Below are 13,143 nucleotides of genomic sequence, written 5' to 3'. Positions count from 1 at the left end.
TCGGGAGCTCCCGATCAAGGTTCTCTTATCCGTCAGTATCGCGCCAACCGCGTCTCCCGGCGAGAGGGGGCATGATGGAGGAAAGGGCAAGGATCGACGCGCTGATCCGGGCGATGACCCTGGAGGAGAAGCTCGGCCAGTTGACGATGCTGGATGCCGGACGCGTGATCACCGGCTCAGGCCAGCCCGTCGACATGATGACCGCCGTCAGGACAGGGCTCGCAGGCTCCCTCCTGAACCTGGTCGACCCCACGGAAATCCGCATGGTGCAGCGCATCGCCGTGGAGGAAAGCCGCCTGAAAATTCCTCTTCTCTTCGGTCTCGACGTGCTTCACGGCCATCGCACGCTCTTTCCGATCCCGCTCGCGGAAGCGGCCGCCTTCGATCCAGACCTCTGGCGGCGGACGGCGCAAGCGGCAGCAGCCGAGGCCGCCGCGGACGGGATCAACCTGACCTTCGCGCCCATGCTCGACATTGCCCGCGATCCCCGCTGGGGCCGCATCGCAGAAAGTCCGGGTGAAGACGTTCTGGTGGCCCGGCGTTTCGCTGCGGCCAAGGTGCAGGGCTTCCAGGGCGACGACCTCCGAGCGCCCGGCACCCTCGCCGCAACGGCCAAGCATCTGGCGGGATACGGAGCCGTGGCGGCCGGGCGCGACTACGCACCGGTGGACATGTCGGAACGCCTGCTGCACGAGGTCTATCTTCCTCCGTTCCAGGCCGCAATCGAGGCCGGCGTGGCGGCCATCATGACGGCCTTTACCGATCTCGCCGGCGTTCCGATGACGGCGAACAGGGCGGTGCTGCACGATTGCGTCCGCCGGGACTGGGGATTCGACGGGATCGCCGTCAGCGATTACGGGGCGATCGCGGAACTGATCAGGCATGGCGTCGCCGAAGACCGGACGGCTGCGGCAGGTCTGGCCCTGCGCGCAGGCGTCGACATCGACATGGCGAGCGGCGTCTATGCGCAATCCCTGCCGGATGCGCTGCAGCGCGGCACGGCAAGCATGGAGGATGTCGACGCCGCCGTAAGGCGCGTCCTGACCCTCAAGGCGAAGCTTGGTCTTTTCCGCGATCCCTATCGCGAAAAGCGCACGGGCACCTCCGGCTCCTCCGGACGCGGATCGCTCCGGTCCCTGGCGCGGGAGGCCGCGCGGCGCTCGATCGTGCTCCTGAAAAACGAGCACGCAATTCTTCCGCTCGCCGCATCCGTGAAACGCATCGCGCTCATCGGCCCGCTGATCGACGCCCGCACCGACATGCTGGGGCCCTGGTCTGCGCTCGCCAAGCCTGAGGATGCGGCGACCCTCCTCGACGGCCTCAAGCGCGCGCTTCCACACGTGGAACTTCTCCCGGTCGAAGCGCTCGATCCGGGCGGCGGGGAGCGGGAGGGAATTCCCGCCGCCGTGGCGGCTGCCGCTCAGGCCGACGTGACGGTTCTCTGCCTCGGCGAGGCACGGTTCATGAGCGGCGAGGCGGCCTCCCGCGCGAGCCTCGATCTTCCGGGGCGCCAGCGCGAACTCGCCGAGGCGGTCCTGGCGCTCGGCAAGCCCGTCGTGGCCGTGCTCATGAGCGGACGCCCCCTCACGGTCGGCTGGCTGACGGAGCGCGCCGACGCCGTTCTCGCCGCCGGGTTCCTCGGCCACGAAGCCGGGCATGCCCTGGCCGACGTGATGACGGGGCGCTTCAACCCGAGCGGCAAGCTGCCGGTCTCCTGGCCGCGCGCCGTCGGCCAGGTTCCGGTCTATTATGCGCAGCGGCCGACCGGGCGGCCGCTCAATCCCGACGATCCTTTCACGAGCCGCTATCTCGACCTGCCGAACGATCCCCTGTTCCGCTTCGGAGACGGATTGTCCTACACCCGGTTCACGCTGACGGACATGCGCGTGGAGGCAACGTCGCTCGGGCCGTCCGACCATCTCGTCGTGACGGTGGAGGTGTGCAATGAAGGGACGCGGGAGGGCGAGGAGACGATCTTCCTGTTCACCCACGATCCGGTGGCGTCGGTCTCGCGCCCGGTTCTGGAGCTGAAGGACTTCGCCAAGATCGCGCTTCCCGCAGGCCGTCGCGGGACGCTGAGCCTCGGCGTTGCGGTCGCCGACCTTCGCTATCGCGATGCCGCTCTCCAGCCCGTTCTCGACGCGGGCACCATCGAAGTGTTCGTCGGCGCCAACGCCGACCGGGCAAAGCTCCATCGGCTCACCGTCGAGATCCGCTCGACGCCTTCACCGGTTTAAGAAGCGCCCGCGGCGCTCCATCCATAGGTTTGAAAGACGAACCTGTCCGGCGCGCCGGCGATCAGCGCCAGGCCAGCCATGGCGGGCTCCGGCTGGGTGACGACGAAGGTGGGAATGCGCGCCATGGCGGATTCGAACGGATCTTTCCGCTCGAAGGCTTGCCTGAACCGGCTTTTGTCGAGAAGCCCGACGATGCGGGGAAGGATGCCGCTTGCGAGATAAACGCCGCCGCTGGCGTTGAAGGCGAGCGCCATGTCGCCGGCAAAACGCCCGAGGAGCGAGAAGAACAGGCCAAGAGCTTCGGAAGCGATTTCGTCCCTCTCGGACGAAGCGGCGGCGATGACCTCGGCAGGCGTGAGAAGATGCAGCGGCTCGCGGCCCTCGCGCCGTGCGACGGCGCGATAGAGGCGCACCAGACCGGGTCCCGACAGAACGGTTTCGACAGCGATGCGGGCGCCCGCCCGCTCGATCCGCGGCCAGGTTGCAAGCTCCTCGGAATCGCACGCGCCGAAGGCCATGTGTCCTGCCTCCGTCGGCTGAAGCCAGAAGCGTTCCTGCACGGGAATGCAGGCAGCCGCCCCGAGGCCGGTCCCCGGCCCCAGGGCGATGCGATTGCCCTGCACGAGCCGGAGCGCCGGACCGACATGGACGAGCGCGCCGGTGCTTTCCCTATCGAGCGACGGCAAAAGGGCCGCGACCGGCACGTAATCGTTGACGAGGGAAACGGCCGAGAGCCCGAGATCCATGCCGATCTGCGCCGCGTTGACAACCCACGGTGCATTGGTCAGGCGGACGACAGGCCCGTCAACGCGCCCCGCGACGCCGAGAAAGGCGGCACGTGGCGCTTCGCCGCGCAGTGCGGCAAGAGCGGCGCGGATCGCATCGCTCGGCGTTGCATGACGGGCCGTCGCCATGACGCTGAGGCGCGACGGCGGGGCGCCCTGCCCCGAAAGTAGCGCAAACCGCGAAGTCGTTCCGCCGATATCGCCGATGAGAAGCGGAAACGTGAGCATGGTGTTTCCCTCATCCCCTGCTGGCATGTCCCCGGCATCTTCGCACATGAGCGCGTCCAGGCGAACCCGCCGGAGCTGAAGCGGAGCCATGTCAAGAGCGACCGTCCTTGTTGGAGACCGGCGTCGCCCCGGCGATCATCGCTCCCGTTCGTCGGCCGCTTCTTCGGCAAGAAGGATATCGTAGACGGCGACCGCCGGTCCTGAGAGCGGCCGTCCCATCTTGCCCATGACATCGTCCGCGCTGGCGATCCGTTGCAGCGCCGCTTCGATATCCTCGACGCTCGCGCCGGTCTCAAGGATGGAGACGAGAACCTCATCGGGCATGTCGCCGACCAGTCGCACGAGGTCGCTCTTGGAAAGGGTCGCGTCCGGCATCGGTTTTCCTCACGTTTCCCACGGAAGAACGCCTCGGGCGAAGGCGAGTTTCCCGCTCGCATCCCATCGGCTTTCCCGACGGGATCGCCACTGAACAAGGATCATTTGTCCTGGCGCGCTGCGCCGGGCAGGTTGCGGACGATCTCCTTGAAGCGTTGCCATTCCGTCGCCGCCCAGACCTCCGTCTGCGCGTGCCCGAAGGTTCGGATCAGCGCCGAGACCTTCGTTGCCGTCTCGATGTCTGCGGCCTTGAACAGATCGACATAATCGCAGGGCCCCAGCACGGCATAGCTGCCGATCCATTCCACGCCCGGGCATTCCTGGCGAATGCGGTCCATGGCCTGCTTTTCCAGATCCTCCAGAGCCTTTGGGGAGCGAACCGCCTCGGGGCTGATCCGCGTGAGCATGATGAAGACAGCCATGGGAACATCCTCTCGCCTCGATGTTCCCAGGCTCGCAGATTCTCGAGCTTCAAGATTGACCGACATCAATCTTCAAAGCGGAAAACCGGAATTACACTTTCACGGCCCGGCCCGCCTCAGACCTTCAGGCAGGAATCCATCGTCCGCTGGAGAAAGCCGACCAGGAGGCCTGCCCCGATGTCCGGCGCCCTGTCGTTCACGATCGTGACGTCGGCAGAGAGAAGCGGAGTGTCCTTCGAGCGCTCGAGCCTTGCGCCGAGATCCGCATCGTCGCTTCTGGCACGGCCCGCGAGCCTGGCCGCCAATATGTCCCGCGGCGCCGTTATCTCCACGACCGATACGTTCGGCAGATGCTGCCTGGCAGTCTCGACGATCATCCGCGAGACATTGCAGACGACGATGCGACCCACGGCGGCCTCATCGAGGCAATGGCCCGGTATGGCATAGCCGTGGCCATGGGCGCGCCAGGCGAGCGCGAACCTGCCCACGGCAACGCCGCGCTCGAACGCCGCGTCGGAGATCGTGTCGTGCTCCTCCCAGACGGACGAGGCGCGCGTCACGAGGCGGCGCGGAAACACGATCTGCGGACAGGCCGCCAGTTCCTTGCGCGCCTGCGCGAGAAGCGTATCCTTGCCAGCCCCGCTAGGACCGACCACGAGAACGAAGCCGCCCGTCATGCTCAGGCGATCCGCTGGCCGCCGCGCCAGACCTGACGGACGACAGGGGTCTCGCCTTTCATGTGCACCCGCACCAGATCGGCCCGCTTGCCGGGCGCAATCTCGCCCCTGTCGGACAGGCCCGTCGCCGAAGCGGGGTTCCCGGTCACCGTGCGGATGGCTTCGGGCAGCGTCATCGCCGGAGCGCGGCGCGGCAGGTCGAAGGCTGCCATCAGCAGGCTCGCCGGCACATAGTCGGAGGACAGGATGTCGAGCACGCCTTCGCGCGCCAGGGTTTCCGCCGCCACATTGCCCGAGTGCGAACCGCCCCTGATGAGGTTGGGCGCGCCCATCATCACGGTGATGCCCTGCGCATGGCTCGCCTTGGCCGCCTCCAGGGTCGTGGGGAACTCGGCAAGGGCGACACCCTCGCGGATCGACTGCTCCACTTCATCGAGGGTCGTATCGTCGTGGCTGGCCAGGGGAATGCTCCGGCTTCGAGCGAGAGCGACGAGAGCGGGCCTGTTGACGGCCGAGCGGTCGCCGTTGACGCGCTGCTTCTCGGCCACGATCCGGTCGATCTCCTCAGGAGACTTGCCCATCTTTCCGCTGTAATAGATGTGGTACTTCGTCAGATCCCGGAACTGGCGCTGGCCGGGCGTGTGATCCATCAGTGAGATCAGCCCGACCGGATACCGCGCGACGAAATCCTCGACCATCTCGACCACGCCGGGAGACGGAATCTCGCAGCGCAGATGCGTGAGATGCTCGCAGCGGAGAAGGTTGTGACGCCGCCCCTCCTCGATGGCATTGGCCAGATCGATCAGCTCCGCGCCAAGACCCCCGCCATCTACATCGACGCCGGCCCGCAGGCTGTCGAACACCGTCGTGATGCCGGAGGATGCGATCTGCGCATCGTAGGCAAGCACGGCTCCGAGAGGATGCCAGCGGACCTTGGGGCGCGGCACGTAATGGCTTTCCAGGTGATCCGTGTGAAGCTCGATGAGTCCGGGGATGAGGTAATCTCCACTCAGATCGAGGCCACGCTCGGGCGGCCGCCCTTCGCCCAACTCGACGATGCGCCCGTCCTCGATGGCGGCCCAGCCGTGCAGGATGTCGTCGGAGAGGATGATCTTCCCGTTCTGGATGATAGTGATGTGGTCTGTCATCGATTCGGTCCCTTGTCAGGCCGCTTTAGCTGCAAAGTGCGTCACATCGACGACATGCGTGGCGACCCTGTCGCGGACATCTTCGTCGTGGAAGATTCCGACGATGGCGACGCCGGCCTTCTTCTTGCGCTCGATCAGTTCCACGACAACGGCCCTATTGCGCGCATCCAGCGAAGCCGTCGGCTCGTCGAGCAGAAGCACCGGCCTGTCGGCGATGAGGCCGCGCGCGATGTTCACGCGCTGCTGCTCGCCGCCGGAGAAGGTCGCCGGAGGAAGCGCCCAGAGCCGCTCGGGGACGTTCAGCAGGGACAGGTACTCCTGCGCCCGTTCCTGCGCGGATTGCGGATCGAGCCCACCCTCGCGGCCAGCGGCGGCCACGATCTCGAGCGCGCCGACGCGCGGGATCACCCGAAGGAACTGACTCACATAGCCCATGACATGGCGGCGCAGGTCCAGGATCCGTCGCGGCTCCGCATTCGCTACATCGATCCTCTCCTCGCCGTCGCGGATCCAGATGCGGCCTGAATCGCAGCTGTAATTGCCGTAGACGATCTTGAGGAGCGAGGACTTGCCGGCACCCGAAGGGCCGCCGAGCACGACGCATTCGCCCGGAGCAACCGCGAAGGTCACGCCGGAGACGACATCCAGGCGCACGCCCTCGTGCAGGTGCAGGATGAAGGCCTTGGAGACGCCGTCGAGCTGAACGAGAGGTTGCATGATCAGGCTGCCAGGACAGAGGAGACGAGGAGTTGGGTATAGGGCGCGTGCGGATCGTCGAGCACGCGGTCGGTCAGGCCCGCTTCGATCACGCGCCCGCCTTTCATGACCATGATCCGGTGCGAGAGCAGCCGGGCGACGGCGAGATCGTGCGTGACGATGATGACGGCAAGCCCGAGTTCGCTCACCAGGCTGCGGATCAGGTCGAGCAGGCGCGCCTGGACCGAGACGTCGAGCCCCGAGGTCGGCTCGTCCATGAAGACGAGACGCGGATGGGTCACGAGGTTGCGCGCGATCTGAAGGCGCTGCCGCATGCCGCCGGAAAACGCCTTCGGGATATCGTCGATCCGGCCCCGGTCGATTTCGACGCGCTCGAGCCAGTCCAGGGCCTGTCCGCGGATCTTGCCGTAATGACGCGCGCCGACCGCCATCAGACGCTCGCCGATATTGCCGCCGGCCGAAACGCTCATGCGCAGGCCTTGCGTGGAATCCTGGCGCACGAAACCCCAGTCGGTCCGCAGCAGAAGGCGTCGCTCGGCCTCCGTCAGCGAAGCCATGTCGCGCGTGACGCCATCGCGCATCCGGTAGCGGACCGAACCGGCGCTCGCTTCCAACTCCGTCGCGAGGAGGCCGAGCAGGGTCGATTTGCCTGAGCCCGACTCGCCGACGACGGCGAGCACCTCGCCTTCGTAAATGTCGAAGGACACGTCGGCGCAACCGAGGCGCTCGCCGTAATGCTTGGTCAGGTTGCGAACGGACAGAAGCGGCGCTTGCGAAAGATCGTTAAGCATGGGTGTTGCCTCCGGTCAGGGCTGCTGGAGCCTCGGCCAGCATGGAGCCGCGATGGCCACAGGCCCGGCGTTCTTCGCAAAAATCGCTGTCGGAGCAGACGAACATGCGCCCTCCGCGATCGTCCATGATGACCTCGTCGAGATAGACGCCCGTGGCCGCGCAGATAGCGCAAGGGTCCTTGAAGGTCTGAATGTGGAAGGGGTGATCCTCGAAGTCGAGGCTTCTCACCTCCGTATAGGGCGGGACGGCATAGATACGCTTCTCGCGGCCTGCCCCGAAGAGCTGCAGGGCTGCCATCCGGTGCATCTTGGGATTGTCGAATTTCGGCGTCGGAGACGGATCCATGATGTAGCGCCCTGCGACCTCGACCGGATAGGCATAGGTCGTGGCGATGTGACCGTGCCGGGCGATGTCCTCGTAGAGCTTCACATGCATGAGTCCGTATTCGGCCAGCGCGTGCAGCTTGCGCGTCTCGGTCTCGCGCGGTTCCAGGAACCGCAAGGGCTCCGGAATTGGAACCTGATAGACGATCACTTGCCCTTCCTGCAGCGTCTCTTCCGGAATCCTGTGCCGGGTCTGGATAACCGTCGCTTCGCGCGTATGGGTCGTTGTGCGGATTCCGGCCGTGCGCTCGAAGAACTTGCGGATCGAGACGGCATTCGTGGTATCGTCCGAGCCCTGGTCGATGACCTTCAAGATGTCATCGCCGCCGAGGATCGACGCCGTCACCTGCACGCCGCCCGTGCCCCAGCCGTACGGCATCGGCATTTCGCGCGAGGCGAAGGGCACCTGGTAGCCGGGGATGGCGATGGCCTTCAGGATCGCCCGGCGGATCATCCGCTTCGTCTGCTCGTCGAGATAGGCGAAATTGTAGCCGGCCTCCGGCGCGGCATCGGTCGATGCGCGGGTCATCATTCTGCAGCCTCCGAGAGAGGAATGGCTTGGCCCCGCTCGTGCTCGGCGCGCATGCGGCGCACGAGATCGAGCTCGGCCTGGAAATCGACATAATGCGGTAGCTTCAGGTGCTCGACGAACCCCGTGGCCTGCAGGTTGTCCGCATGGGAGAGGACGAATTCCTCGTCCTGCGCGGGGGCTACCACATCCTCTCCGAGTTCGCGGGCCCGCAGGCTCCTGTCGACGAGGGACATGGCCATGGCCTTTCGCTCGCTCTGCCCGAAGACGAGGCCGTAGCCCCGCGTGAACTGAGGCGGCACCGCGGCAGATCCCTTGAACTGGCTGACCATCTGGCACTCCGTCACGGTGATTCGTCCGAGCGGCACGGCAAAGCCGAGCTCCTCGGGCGTGAACTCCACCTCGACCTCGCCCACGCGGACCTCACCGACGAAGGGATGCGTGCGGCCATAGCCGCGCTGGGTGGAGTATCCGAGCGCCAGAACGAAGCCTTCGTCGCCCCGCGCCAGGGCCTGCAGGCGCAGATCGCGCTCGGCGGGAAAGCTCAGGGGCTCGCGGGTGATGTCGCCGACGGGCGATCCGTCAAGGGCCGCGCTCGATGCCTCGATCAGCCCTTCCGCATCGAGGAGATCCGTCACGCGCGGCGTGCCGCCCTCGTCCTGCGGCACATCGGCCTCGGCGGGCGGTACAGGTTCTTCGCCATTGGCGGCGAGCACGAAATCGAGCAGACGATGCGTGTAGTCGAAGGTCGGCCCGAGAACCTGCCCGCCGGGCAGATCCTTGTAGGTCGCAGAAATCCTGCGCCTGATTTCCATGCGGGCCGTGCCGACCGGCTCGGAATAGCCGAAGCGCGGCAGGGTCGTGCGGAAGGCGCGCACCAGGAACACGGCTTCTATCAGATCCCCGCGCGCCTGCTTGAGGGCCAGGGCTGCAAGCTGGCGGTCGTAGAGCGATCCTTCCGTCATCACGCGGTCGACGAGCAGGGCGAGCTGCTCGGCGATCTGTGCAATGGACAGTTCCGGCACCGAAGGATCGCCACGCCGCGCATGCGCGAGAAGGCGATGGGCGTTGTCAATGGCTGCTTCGCCGCCCTTCACGGCCACGTACATAGCTCAAACCTCCTCGACGAAACGCGTGGTGCGAGGCAGCCCGGCAACCCTGCCGGGCGCGGCAAGCAGGACATCCAGGCCGCGCGGGAAGAGCGAACGGTTCGCATGAACGATCTCCGCCAGATCGTGCGGCCATGGCGAAGCCATGAGATTGCGGCGCGCGGGAATCCCAGGTCCCGCCAGCGTCCACCCTCCTGCCTCGGAAAGATCGGACACGGCGAAGACGAGCGTCGTGGAACGATCCGGATATTCCGCATTGCCGAGAGCGAAACGATCCAGGGGAAGAGGCTCTTCGAGGTCGGTGATCAGCGCGAAGGCGGCTTCCTCCGGGCGGGCCACGATGGCGGCTCCCGTGTGGAAGCGGAGGAATTCCGCGACGGCCTGTTCAGCGGCAAGCCGCGCATCGATCCAGATCGGCGCTTCATGATCGGCGAGCGCCAGGGCGACGGCGGCGAGCTCGGGCGTCAACGGCCGGGGTGGCGCAATATCGATGCGCAGGGTCTGAAGGCGGCCCGGATGCGCAAGCGCGTTCATGACGGCGCCGAAGACCTGCTGCGCCTGGGTGACCTGATCGGCAAAGCCGAGAGCAAGAGCGGTCATCAATCTTCTCCCCGCACCATGGTGTAGAAATTCACGCGCGTCGCCGCCGTGCGGCGTTCGCGCAGTGCGCGCTCGGCGGAAAGCCGCTGCTCGAGCGGCGAGAGCGCCATGTCCGTTTCCAGGCTGCGAAGAGGATTCTGCAGAAGCGCGTCGATGATGGCGGCCATGCGAGCCTTCGGCGCATCGCGTCCGAGCTGGTAGGCGAAACCGACTTCACCGCTGGCGAGCCTCACGACGGCACGGGTGACGGTCGCCTCGCCGAAATTGAACGGAGCGCCGTCGCCGCCCATGCGGCCGCGCACCATCACGAGGCCGGTCTCGGGCCGGCGCAGGTCCTCCACGCCGTCCTCGCAGCGAAGGGCGGCGAGGATCGCTTCGAGATCCGAGCGCTCGGCATCGGCGCACAGAGCCATGGCCCTCCGCCGGCGGGCGATCGTGCCGTCGTCCGGGAGAGCGCCTGGAGAGGCGGATTGGGAGGCAAAGGCCATGGGCATACCCTTGTTGGCAATCGACTTGTCGTGTTGTATAGATAAATAGACAACATATTCAGATGAAGCTTTGATGACGGAACGCTCACATTTCGACCCGACGGCTTCCGATCCCCTCGACCGGGGCGCCGGATTGACGGCCTGGCGCCAGATTGCCGACCGCATCGAAGCGGACATTGCGGGCGGGCTCTTCAAGCCCGGCGAGAAGCTTCCCGGCGAAATGCAGTTCGCCCAACGTTTCGGCGTCAACCGGCACACGGTGCGCAGGGCCCTGGCCGCTCTGGCCGCCCGGGGCCTCGTGCGCGCCACGCAGGGCGGAGGCACCTTCGTGGAAGCCAAGCCCCTGCCCTACGCCATCGGCCGCAAGACGCGCTTTTCGGAACTCATGGCCAAGGCGGGCCGCGAGGCGCGGGGCGAGCTGATCCGCTCGACCGAGACGATTGCGACCGCGGAAATCGCCGAGGCCCTCGGACTCAAGCCAGACGCAGCGGTTCTCGAAATGGTCACGCTCAACCGGGCGGACGAGGTTCCGATCTCGATGGCCTGGACCTGGCTGCCTCTGCCGCGCTTTTCCGGCATCGATGCCACCTACCGCAAAACCGGCTCCCTCACCCGCGCTTTTGCGCGACATGAGGTCTCCGATTATTCGCGGCTGTCGACGCGCATTTCGGCGAGGATCGCGACCGTGGAGGAGGCCGCCTGCCTCGAACTTTCGCCAGGGCGCGTGCTGCTCGTGATCGACAGCATCAATGTCAACCAATATGGGCATCGGATCCAGGCCACGCGTTCTTTCTTCAGCGCCGATCGCGTCGATCTCGTGATCGAGCAGTGAGAGCCGTCACATCGGCGGTTGCTGCGAACGGCCGATGATGGCCCTGCGCAGCCGCGCCGAGAGCGCATCGATCACGGCCACCATGACCAGGATCAGCAGCACTAGGAAGGAGACGGCCTGCCATTCGAGCGTGCGGATCTGCTCGGCCAGGTGCAGCCCGATTCCTCCGGCTCCGACGATGCCGATGATCGTGCCCGAGCGGGTGTTCGACTCGAAGAAATAGAGCACCTGCCCCGCGATCACTGGAAAGACCTGGGGCAGGATTCCGAAGCGGATCTGGTGCAGGCGCGTCCCGCCGGTCGAGATGATGCCCTCGACAGGCTTCCTGTCGGCGGCTTCGATGGCTTCAGAAAAGAGCTTCCCGAACGTGCCGATATCGCTCGTCATGATGGCGAGCACGCCGGCGAAGGGGCCGAGGCCGACCACGTTGATCCACAGGAGCGCCCAGATCAGGGTATCGATGCCGCGGATACCGTCGAGCAGCCGGCGGGATGCGAACTGGACGAGGCGGTTGACGGTGGTGTTGCGTGCCGCCACGAGACCGATGGGGAACGCCACGAGCGCGGCGAGAAGGGTTCCGAGAAAAGCGATGGCCACCGTCTCGGCAAGCGCATGAATGAAGGTGAAGAACTTTGCCCAGCTTCCCGGATTGGGGGGCAGCATGAGCAGGACGAGCGTTCCAAGCTTCCCGATGCCGGACAGGATCCTGTCCAGGGAGAAGTCCAGACGCCAGAAACCGAAGAGGAAAAGACCGGACAGAACCGTCACGACCCCGACGACCGCCGCGCGCTTCGTCCAAGAGGCGGCGAAGTGCTCGGGATAGCGCGCCTTCAACGCGGGCAGATCGGAACCGATCCCTTGGGAGGAAGCCTTCATGGTCGCTCCTCGCGGCTGATGAGGGCATGGCGCAGACGCTCGGTGCCCAGGTCGATGACCGTGACGGTGAGAATGATCAGGAGAAGAAGGGCGGAGACATCGGCATAGTAGAACTTGCGGATCGCCTCGATCAGGTCTTGCCCGATTCCGCCCGCGCCCACGAAGCCCATGACGGACGCGCCACGCACGTTGATTTCGAAGCGCAGCAGCGTGTAGCTCGCAAAATTCGACAGAACCTGCGGCAAGACCGCGAAACGGACCGTTTGGCTGAAGCTCGCGCCCGTCGAAACGGAGCCCTCCACGGATTTCATGTCGATGTTCTCGACCACTTCCGCAAAAAGTTTTCCGAGAGCGCCCATGGTATGAAGGGCGATGGCGAGGACCCCGGGAATCGGGCCGAGACCGAAGGCGATGATGAAGATCAGCGCGAAGACGATCTCAGGAACGGTGCGGCAGAACTCGAAGAGACGTTTCACGCCGCTGCGAAGCCATGGGTTCGGCATCAGGTTGGCAGCGGCGGAAAAGCAGAGCAGGAACGCGCCGATGGCGCCCAGAGCCGTTCCCAGATAGCCGATCAGGATGGTGTCGGCGAGGAGGATCAGCCACTTCCTCAGCCCCCAGAACCACTCGGCCGGATCGGTCCAGACGCGCTGCCCCGCCACGGGCCCGCTGTCGAAGGTCATGATCCGGTCGAAATAGCTGAAGAAATTTCCGAAATTCGCTACCAGCTTGAACAGATCGACTTGAGCTACCCAGCCGGACAGAAACATCAGCCCGATCACGATACAAACGAACGCCATAGAGCGGAGACGCTTCGCCCGGACGGCATCGTGATAGGCCTGCATCAGCGCGGCAAGCCGGTCGTCGGTCAGGCGGGGGAGTGACGTGGCCATGGGAACCAGAACGAAGGGACAGTCCGCTCCGTCGGGAGCGGACTGCCGTCAT

At 65.8% G+C, this 13,143-nt stretch carries 15 protein-coding genes; 2 read left to right on the top strand and 13 right to left on the bottom strand.

Features of this window, described 5'->3' with window-relative positions:
• Positions 1 to 71 precede the first annotated feature (71 nt).
• Positions 72 to 2,237 carry a glycoside hydrolase family 3 N-terminal domain-containing protein gene (locus L879_RS0102445; RefSeq protein ID WP_027314729.1) on the top strand — a complete coding sequence of 722 codons (2,166 nt, stop codon included), beginning with the start codon at positions 72 to 74 and terminating at the stop codon, positions 2,235 to 2,237.
• Here L879_RS0102445 and L879_RS0102440 read toward each other — a convergent pair.
• From L879_RS0102440 to phnG, 11 genes are all read right to left on the bottom strand, one after another.
• On the bottom strand, positions 2,234 to 3,277 hold the full coding sequence (locus L879_RS0102440; RefSeq protein WP_368086300.1) for a glucokinase: 1,044 nt from the start codon (positions 3,275 to 3,277) through the stop codon (positions 2,234 to 2,236). The genes L879_RS0102445 and L879_RS0102440 overlap by 4 nt on opposite strands.
• 108 nt (positions 3,278 to 3,385) lie before the next feature.
• A complete protein-coding gene (locus L879_RS0102435) occupies positions 3,386 to 3,625 on the bottom strand; it encodes a hypothetical protein (protein ID WP_027314727.1) in 240 nt (79 codons plus the stop codon).
• A gap of 101 nt (positions 3,626 to 3,726) precedes the next feature.
• Complete coding sequence (locus L879_RS20120; protein ID WP_035458368.1) at positions 3,727 to 4,047, bottom strand: GYD domain-containing protein; 321 nt, start codon at positions 4,045 to 4,047, stop codon at positions 3,727 to 3,729.
• Between the two features lie 116 nt (positions 4,048 to 4,163).
• Positions 4,164 to 4,724: a phosphonate metabolism protein/1,5-bisphosphokinase (PRPP-forming) PhnN gene (gene phnN, locus L879_RS0102425; RefSeq protein WP_027314726.1), complete on the bottom strand. Its 561-nt coding sequence runs from the start codon at positions 4,722 to 4,724 to the stop codon at positions 4,164 to 4,166.
• 2 nt (positions 4,725 to 4,726) lie between these two features.
• The gene (locus L879_RS0102420; RefSeq protein ID WP_027314725.1) at positions 4,727 to 5,872 is read right to left on the bottom strand and encodes an alpha-D-ribose 1-methylphosphonate 5-triphosphate diphosphatase; all 1,146 of its coding nucleotides are present in this window, start codon (positions 5,870 to 5,872) and stop codon (positions 4,727 to 4,729) included.
• Between the two features lie 15 nt (positions 5,873 to 5,887).
• A complete protein-coding gene (gene phnL / locus L879_RS0102415) occupies positions 5,888 to 6,589 on the bottom strand; it encodes a phosphonate C-P lyase system protein PhnL (RefSeq protein ID WP_027314724.1) in 702 nt (233 codons plus the stop codon).
• Between the two features lie 2 nt (positions 6,590 to 6,591).
• Positions 6,592 to 7,380, bottom strand: coding sequence for a phosphonate C-P lyase system protein PhnK (phnK, locus tag L879_RS0102410; protein ID WP_027314723.1), 789 nt, complete (start codon positions 7,378 to 7,380; stop codon positions 6,592 to 6,594).
• On the bottom strand, positions 7,373 to 8,293 hold the full coding sequence (locus tag L879_RS20115; RefSeq protein WP_438268091.1) for an alpha-D-ribose 1-methylphosphonate 5-phosphate C-P-lyase PhnJ: 921 nt from the start codon (positions 8,291 to 8,293) through the stop codon (positions 7,373 to 7,375). Before L879_RS20115 ends, phnK begins: the two co-directional genes overlap by 8 nt.
• The gene (locus L879_RS0102400) at positions 8,293 to 9,402 is read right to left on the bottom strand and encodes a carbon-phosphorus lyase complex subunit (protein WP_027314722.1); all 1,110 of its coding nucleotides are present in this window, start codon (positions 9,400 to 9,402) and stop codon (positions 8,293 to 8,295) included. The genes L879_RS20115 and L879_RS0102400 overlap by 1 nt, the downstream gene beginning before the upstream one ends.
• 3 nt (positions 9,403 to 9,405) lie before the next feature.
• Positions 9,406 to 10,002, bottom strand: a complete 597-nt coding sequence (phnH, locus tag L879_RS0102395; RefSeq protein WP_027314721.1) for a phosphonate C-P lyase system protein PhnH — start codon at positions 10,000 to 10,002, stop codon at positions 9,406 to 9,408.
• Positions 10,002 to 10,490 carry a phosphonate C-P lyase system protein PhnG gene (gene phnG, locus L879_RS0102390; protein ID WP_245265149.1) on the bottom strand — a complete coding sequence of 163 codons (489 nt, stop codon included), beginning with the start codon at positions 10,488 to 10,490 and terminating at the stop codon, positions 10,002 to 10,004. The genes phnH and phnG overlap by 1 nt, the downstream gene beginning before the upstream one ends.
• Positions 10,491 to 10,563: 73 nt before the next feature.
• On the opposite strand from phnG, the gene phnF reads away from it, so the two are divergent.
• Positions 10,564 to 11,322: a phosphonate metabolism transcriptional regulator PhnF gene (gene phnF, locus L879_RS0102385; protein ID WP_027314719.1), complete on the top strand. Its 759-nt coding sequence runs from the start codon at positions 10,564 to 10,566 to the stop codon at positions 11,320 to 11,322.
• Positions 11,323 to 11,328: 6 nt separating this feature from the next.
• On the opposite strand, the gene phnE (L879_RS0102380) is transcribed toward phnF, so the two are convergent.
• Together phnE (L879_RS0102380) and phnE (L879_RS0102375) are read right to left on the bottom strand one after the other, a co-directional pair.
• Positions 11,329 to 12,198, bottom strand: a complete 870-nt coding sequence (gene phnE, locus L879_RS0102380; RefSeq protein WP_027314718.1) for a phosphonate ABC transporter, permease protein PhnE — start codon at positions 12,196 to 12,198, stop codon at positions 11,329 to 11,331.
• Positions 12,195 to 13,091, bottom strand: a complete 897-nt coding sequence (gene phnE, locus L879_RS0102375; protein ID WP_027314717.1) for a phosphonate ABC transporter, permease protein PhnE — start codon at positions 13,089 to 13,091, stop codon at positions 12,195 to 12,197. The genes phnE (L879_RS0102380) and phnE (L879_RS0102375) overlap by 4 nt, the downstream gene beginning before the upstream one ends.
• Positions 13,092 to 13,143 lie beyond the last annotated feature (52 nt).

Origin of the sequence: Microvirga flocculans ATCC BAA-817, from assembly GCF_000518665.1 — a bacterium.
Taxonomy (GTDB): Bacteria; Pseudomonadota; Alphaproteobacteria; order Rhizobiales; family Beijerinckiaceae; genus Microvirga; species Microvirga flocculans.
Note: the sequence above shows the minus strand (reverse complement) of the source record. Positions and strands in the feature narration are given on the sequence as shown.